Genomic DNA, 6,424 nt, shown 5'->3' with positions numbered 1-6,424 from the left:
CCGCCGATCTCGACGAAGGCCCGATCATCGAGCAGGACACGGCGCGCATCACCCATGCGCAGTCGCCCGACGACTATGTCTCGATCGGCCGCGATGTCGAAAGCCAGGTGCTGGCCCGCGCCATCCATGCCCATATCCATCACCGCACCTTCATCAACGGCAACCGCACCGTGGTCTTCCCGGCAAGCCCCGGCAGCTACGCTTCCGAACGCATGGGCTGAACGCGGGGATCAATCGGCGGCGCGCAGAGGCTACAGAAGTTTTGGGGAAATGCATGGCGGGCGGGGTTGCCATGGCGCGAAAGACTTATATACTCAGGAAATAAATATTCCGTAGAAGAAATAAGAGGGAACGGGAATGGCTCTATCATGGCGTTTCTCAGTGCTAGCGGATCGGCATCGCGCTCTGGGGTCGAAGCTTGAGGACTGGAGCGGCATGGGAACCGCCTGGACCTACGACAAGGACATGTCGGAAGAGCATGTCGCCGTCCGCACCAAGGCCGGCATCATGGATGTCTCGGGCCTGAAGAAGGTGCACCTGGTCGGCCCGCACGCCATCGCCGTCCTCGACGCCATGACCACCCGCGACCTGACCAAGATCTATCCCGGCCGCTCGGTCTATGCGACCATGCTGAACGAGCGCGGCCACTTCACCGACGATTGCATCGTCTATCGTACCGGCCCGAACTCCTGGATGCTGGTGCACGGCTCCGGCTCCGGCCACGAGGAGATCGTCAGGCAGGCGGCAGGCCGAAATTGCGCCGTGCTCTTCGACGACGACCTGCATGACCTGTCGCTGCAGGGTCCGCTCGCGGTCGACTATCTCGCCAAATACGTCCCGGGCATCCGCGATCTCAAATATTTCCACCACATGCAGACGACACTGTTCGGCGCACCGGTGATGATCTCGCGCACCGGCTATACCGGCGAACGCGGCTACGAGATCTTCGTGCGCGGCCAGGACGCCGTCATGGTCTGGGACCGGATCGTCGAGGAAGGCAAGGAGATGGGCATCATCCCCTGCTGCTTCTCCGTGCTCGACATGCTGCGCGTCGAAAGCTACCTGCTGTTCTACCCCTACGACAATTCGCAGATGTATCCCTTCGCCGACCAGCCGCCCGGCGACAGCCTCTGGGAACTCGGCCTCGACTTCACCGTCAGCCCCGGCAAGACGGGCTTCCGCGGCGCCGAGGAACATGCCCGCCTCAAGGGCAAGGAACGCTTCAAGATCTTCGGCATGCTGATCGATGCCGATGGACCGGCCGATCTCGGCGACGACGTTTTTGCCGATGGCAAGAAAGTTGGCGTCATTACCTGCCCGAGCTATTCGTCGCTGACGAAGAAATCCATGGCGATTGCCCGTCTTGACGTTGACAAGGCGGTGCATGGGACGAAACTCGAAGTCCGCGGCAAGACCGTGAAGGCAAACGCCACCGCCCACACGCTCCCCTTCGACGATCCGGAGAAGAAGAAGAGGACTGCCGTAGGTTAAGGAGCACGCAAATGCTCGTTGCAGGCATCAAGAGCCGACCAGTCTACACGGGCCTGACCATCCAGCCGCACGCCCGGCGGCACATTTTCGCACTCGAAGGGGAGGGTGCCAAGGCTCTCCTCGACCAGCGGCCGGCGCTTGACGAAACCGCCCTTTCCCGCAGCGAAATCCTCTATGTCGCCCGCGGCTCGCAAGGTTCCGGCCTGGACGAGGCACTGCGCCAGCTCGGCGCCGACATGTTTTTCACGGCCCCGACGATCGCAACACTGCTCTTCCGATTGAAGGGCTCGCTTGCCACCGCCCATATGGGCACGCGGCTTTATATTGCGGGCACCGAAGGCTTCATCGGCCAGTCAATGCTGGTGGCGCTCGACTACGGCATGGACCACGCCTCCGTCATCACCGAGCACCGCGGGTCGCTCGCCAGACGCGTGCAATGCGTTCATTGCAAGGGCATTACCGACGACGTCACCGCCAGTCCCTTTACCTGCAGCCATTGCGGGTTGACGCTTCTGGTGCGCGATCATTATTCGCGCCGGCTCGCCGCCTTCCAGGGCGTCAATATCGATGCGGAAGAACCGGGCAGCGCGCCCGACCCCGAGGAGTTGTTCCTTTGAGCGGCGGTACAGAAATTCCCGTCCGCGTGGCGCGGATCACCCCGATCGCCGAACGCGTCAAACGTTTCCGCTTCGAGCGCCTCGACGGCAAGCCGATGCCTTATTTTTCCGGCGGCGCGCATATCATCGTCTCGATGAACGATGGCGGCCATATGCGCCGCAACGCCTATTCGCTGATGTCGCCGCCGCATGATTGCGCAGCCTATGAGATCAGCGTGCTGCATGTCGAGGATTCCCGCGGCGGCTCCACGTTCATGCATGAGAAGGTGAGCGAAGGCGACGAGCTGAGGGTCAGCTACCCCGTCAATCTCTTCCAGCCGGACTGGCGCGGACGCAAGCATCTTCTGATCGCCGGCGGCATCGGCATTACCCCCTTCATCGCGATGATGGAGCAGTTCTCCCGCGAGGGCGCCAATTTCGAGCTGCATTATGCCATCCGCACGCGCGATCGCGGCGCCTATTGGCGGCAACTGCTGGAGCGCTACGGTTCCCATCGCATCAAGATCCATTGCGACGCCGAAGGCGCCGCCATCCCCCTGACGCGCCTGCTCGACAGCCAGCCGCTCGGTACGCATCTCTACGTCTGCGGCCCGTCCGGGATGATCGATGGCGTGCTGAAAACCGGCGTCAATGCCGGCTGGCCGGAACAGAACCTGCATTCGGAACGGTTCCTGTCGTCGCTGCCCGGCAAGCCTTTCACGATGGAGCTGATCCGCTCCGGCAAGAGCGTGAAGGTCGGCCATCACGAAAGCATGCTGGAGGCGATCGAAGCGGCGGGCGTCGACGCACCCTTCCTCTGTCGCGGCGGCGCCTGCGGTCAATGCGAGACTGGGGTCGTCACCTGCGAGGGCAAGCTGCTGCACAATGACGTCTATCTGACGAGCGAAGAAAAGGCCTCCGGCCGCAAGGTGATGATCTGCGTTTCCCGCTTCGAGGGAAACAGGCTGCATCTCGATCTTTGACGGCATCGGATGAAGCGGAACAAGGAGACCGATATGGCAATAGCCTTCAAGCAGGAAACCTTCCGGAATGATTTCAGCTACGGCAACAGCCCCGAAAACATCCGGCGCTTCCCGTTTCCCTTCGAGCGCGACGAATACATGTATTCCGTCAACATGGAGCCGCATGTGCGTGGCCGGGCGGGCACCGTCTTCGAAAACCTGATCGACGTCGACGAACATTATGTCGCCGAGATGCACGACCGGGCACTTGTTTTGAAGGAGGATCCGCTTCGCTATCAGGCCCTGCCGCACATGATGAGCGCGCAATGGGATACGCTGGAACTGCTGATGGAAGAGCAGGCGGCGGGTAATCCCGACCATTTCAAGCTGATCCGCAACGGCGACCAGTGGCGCTGGATCAACCGCCCGCTCGGCATCGACGACAGCTTCACCTTCGGCGATGCCTCGACGCTGCCCTATGAGCCGTTCGAATACATCACCCGCCAGGCCCAGGGCGATTTCTGCATCGTCGACCAACGCGACGGCAATCTGTGGATGGATGCCGGCATGGTAACGACGCAGGCCGACTGGTCGCTCGATTTCGATATCGGCATGAATTTCATGGAATGGCATGGGCCGGTGCCGCTCGCCCACCAAATCGGCGTCTTCGACCGGGCGCTGAAATTCCTGTTGAACCTGCAGCAAGGCAAGCCGACGCGGCGGTTCAACTGGACGATGACAATCAATCCGCGGCTCGACACCAGCCCCGAGAATTATCACAAATGGGGTCCAGATCGCACCACCGTGACATCGGACAATGTCGGCGAGAAGGTGTATCTGCGCGTCGAGCTGCAGAGCCTCTGGCGCCTGCCGCGTTCTAACGCCATCCTTTTCGTCATCCGTTGCTACCTGATGAACATGGAAGAACTCGTCACCGTGCCGAAGTGGGCGCGGCGCTTCCCGCGCGTGCTGAAGACACTGCCGCCAGAGCTCATCGATTATAAGGGCCTCACCCGTTTCCGCGAGACGACGATCGACTGGCTATCCAAATATGACGATGGCGCTCCGACCAGCCCCGGCATTTTTCCCGACTGAGGCGCCGCCATGCACACCGGCACCGCGCATCTCTCAGGCGCGAAAAACACCGTAATGCTTTGAATTTCTTTCGTAAATCTATATCGCATAATCAAGAGGGGAATGCTTCATGACAAGAGTAGCCGTCATCGGTGCCGGTCCTTCCGGGCTGGCGCAGCTGCGCGCCTTTCAATCGGCTGCCCAGAAGGGCGCCGAGATCCCAGAGATCGTCTGCTTCGAAAAGCAGTCGGACTGGGGCGGGCTCTGGAACTATACATGGCGCACCGGCCTCGACGAATATGGTGAGCCGGTCCATGGCAGCATGTATCGTTACCTCTGGTCGAACGGTCCGAAGGAATGCCTCGAATTCGCCGACTATTCCTTCGAGGAGCATTTCGGCAAGCCGATCGCCTCCTATCCGCCGCGCGCCGTGCTCTGGGATTATATCAAGGGCCGCGTCGAGAAGGCGAATGTCCGCCATTGGGTACGCTTCAGCACGCCGGTGCGTATGGTCCGCTTCGACGAAGCGACGAAGAAATTCACGGTGACGGCGCATAACCGTGTCGAGGACCGGATGTATGACGAGGAATTCGACTATGTCGTCGTGGCATCAGGTCACTTCTCGACGCCGAACGTGCCCTATTTCGAGGGCGTGAAGGCCTTCAACGGCCGCGTACTGCATGCCCACGACTTCCGCGACGCGCTGGAGTTCAAGGGCAAGGACATCCTACTCGTCGGCCGCAGCTATTCGGCCGAGGACATCGGCTCGCAATGCTGGAAATACGGCGCGAAATCGGTGACGACGAGTTACCGCTCGAAGCCGATGGGCTTCAAATGGCCGGAGAATTTCGAGGAGCGGCCGCTGCTGACCAGGCTCGAAAACCGCACGGCGCATTTCCTCGACGGCTCGACCAAGGAGGTCGATGCGGTAATCCTCTGCACCGGATACCAGCATCACTTCCCCTTCCTGCCTGACGACCTCCGGCTGAAGACCGCCAACCGCCTTTGGGCGGACAGTCTCTACAAGGGGGTGATCTTCGATAAGAACCCGCAGCTCTTCTATATCGGTATGCAGGACCAGTTCTATACTTTCAACATGTTCGACGTACAGGCCTGGTGGGCGCGCGACGTGATGATGGGCCGCATCGCGCTGCCGCCGGAAGAGGAGCTGAAAGCCAATTTCGACATGTGGCGCGCCCGCGAGGAGACGCTCGAGGATGCCGAACAGATGATCTGGTATCAGGGCGATTATGTGAAAGAACTGCTTGCCGAGACCGATTATCCCTCCTTCGACATCGAAGGCACCAACCGGACCTTCATGGAGTGGGAACATCACAAGGCCCACAATATCATGGGCTTTCGCGACCATGCCTATCGATCGCTGATGACCGGCAACATGTCGCCGAAGCACCACACGCCCTGGGTCGACGCGCTCGACGATTCCAAGGAGGAATATCTGCGCAACTGATCGGGCGAAGACTGCCGCGGGACAAGGTGTTCGCACACCTTCGTCCCGCATATTGCGGCCCACGCCTTTGGAACGTGACGACATAAATCCATCTGCAACTCTTCTCTTCGGACGTGGTCTTCATGGATTTTCAAACGAGCATTCTCGGACGCATGAGCGGCTTTCTCTATCGCTGCCGTGCCGATGAAAACTACACGATGCTTGAGATGACCGACGGCATCGAGCGCATCTTCGGTTATCCCCCCGACCAAATCGTCGGCAACCGCACGCGAACCTTCACCTCGATCATGTACGAGGAAGACGTGCCTTTGATGGACGAAATCGTCGGCCGGGCGCTGGAGAAGCGCGTGGACTGGACGATGGAATACCGCATCCGCCATGCAATGGGTCATCTCATCTGGGTGACAGAGACCGGCGGCGGCATCTGGGATCAAAAGGGCGAGCTTCTCTACCTCGAAGGCAGCATCATCAACATCGAATCGCTCTATCAGCGAATCGATGAACGGACCGCCGACATGCGCGTCACCGCTTCGAAGACCAACGAGATCCTGCAATCGCTGCGCTACCTGAAGCTGCTCGCCGTCAATGCCGGCATCGAGGCGGCCCGCGCCGGCACCGCCGGATCGGGCTTTGCCGTGCTTGCCGCCGAGATGCGCTCGCTCGCCAACTCCTCCGAAGAGGCCGCGCGCGCCATTTCCGAGGCACAACGCAAGGCGGAAGGCTGAGCGTTTCCCCGGCCAGCGAAATAATTATGGCTCGGGTCGAAGGCTGGATCGTTAACCGCTCTACGCCTGCTGATATTACAACACATTTTCAAGGACTTGCCGCAGTTT

General features: G+C 60.5%; 6 protein-coding genes and 1 pseudogene. All 7 read left to right on the top strand.

All coding sequences use genetic code 11. The annotated features are described in order from the left end of the window. Positions 1-221 (top strand): annotated as a pseudogene (gene purU / locus HJB82_RS29845) (formyltetrahydrofolate deformylase); the annotation flags it as partial. 136 nt (positions 222-357) lie between these two features. Next, positions 358-1,491, top strand: coding sequence for an aminomethyltransferase family protein (locus HJB82_RS29840; RefSeq protein WP_221131946.1), 1,134 nt, complete (start codon positions 358-360; stop codon positions 1,489-1,491). Positions 1,492-1,502: 11 nt separating this feature from the next. After that, the gene (locus HJB82_RS29835) at positions 1,503-2,108 is read left to right on the top strand and encodes a dimethylamine monooxygenase subunit DmmA family protein (RefSeq protein WP_207585325.1); all 606 of its coding nucleotides are present in this window, start codon (positions 1,503-1,505) and stop codon (positions 2,106-2,108) included. Further along, entirely contained in the window at positions 2,105-3,070 is a 966-nt protein-coding gene (locus tag HJB82_RS29830; protein WP_207585324.1) for a PDR/VanB family oxidoreductase, read from the top strand. The genes HJB82_RS29835 and HJB82_RS29830 overlap by 4 nt, the downstream gene beginning before the upstream one ends. A 33-nt stretch (positions 3,071-3,103) precedes the next feature. Beyond that, on the top strand, positions 3,104-4,144 hold the full coding sequence (locus HJB82_RS29825) for a DUF3445 domain-containing protein (RefSeq protein WP_221142290.1): 1,041 nt from the start codon (positions 3,104-3,106) through the stop codon (positions 4,142-4,144). A gap of 109 nt (positions 4,145-4,253) precedes the next feature. Further along, positions 4,254-5,591, top strand: a complete 1,338-nt coding sequence (locus HJB82_RS29820; RefSeq protein ID WP_221142289.1) for an NAD(P)-binding domain-containing protein — start codon at positions 4,254-4,256, stop codon at positions 5,589-5,591. 122 nt (positions 5,592-5,713) lie between these two features. After that, complete coding sequence (locus HJB82_RS31950; RefSeq protein WP_207585321.1) at positions 5,714-6,316, top strand: PAS domain-containing protein; 603 nt, start codon at positions 5,714-5,716, stop codon at positions 6,314-6,316. Positions 6,317-6,424: the final 108 nt, after the last annotated feature.

The organism is Rhizobium sp. NZLR10 (assembly GCF_019685125.1).
GTDB lineage: Bacteria > Pseudomonadota > Alphaproteobacteria > Rhizobiales > Rhizobiaceae > Rhizobium.
The sequence above is the reverse complement of the archived record's forward strand: the minus strand, read 5'-3'. Positions and strand labels throughout refer to the sequence as shown.

Excerpts from the sequence above, each read along its gene's own strand:
- HJB82_RS29820 (WP_221142289.1), top strand. The coding sequence starts at position 4,254 with ATGACAAGAGTAGCCGTCATCGGTGCCGGTCCTTCCGGGCTGGCGCAG.
- HJB82_RS31950 (WP_207585321.1), top strand. The coding sequence starts at position 5,714 with ATGGATTTTCAAACGAGCATTCTCGGACGCATGAGCGGCTTTCTCTAT.
- HJB82_RS29825 (WP_221142290.1), top strand. The coding sequence starts at position 3,104 with ATGGCAATAGCCTTCAAGCAGGAAACCTTCCGGAATGATTTCAGCTAC.
- HJB82_RS29840 (WP_221131946.1), top strand. The coding sequence starts at position 358 with ATGGCTCTATCATGGCGTTTCTCAGTGCTAGCGGATCGGCATCGCGCT.
- HJB82_RS29835 (WP_207585325.1), top strand. The coding sequence starts at position 1,503 with ATGCTCGTTGCAGGCATCAAGAGCCGACCAGTCTACACGGGCCTGACC.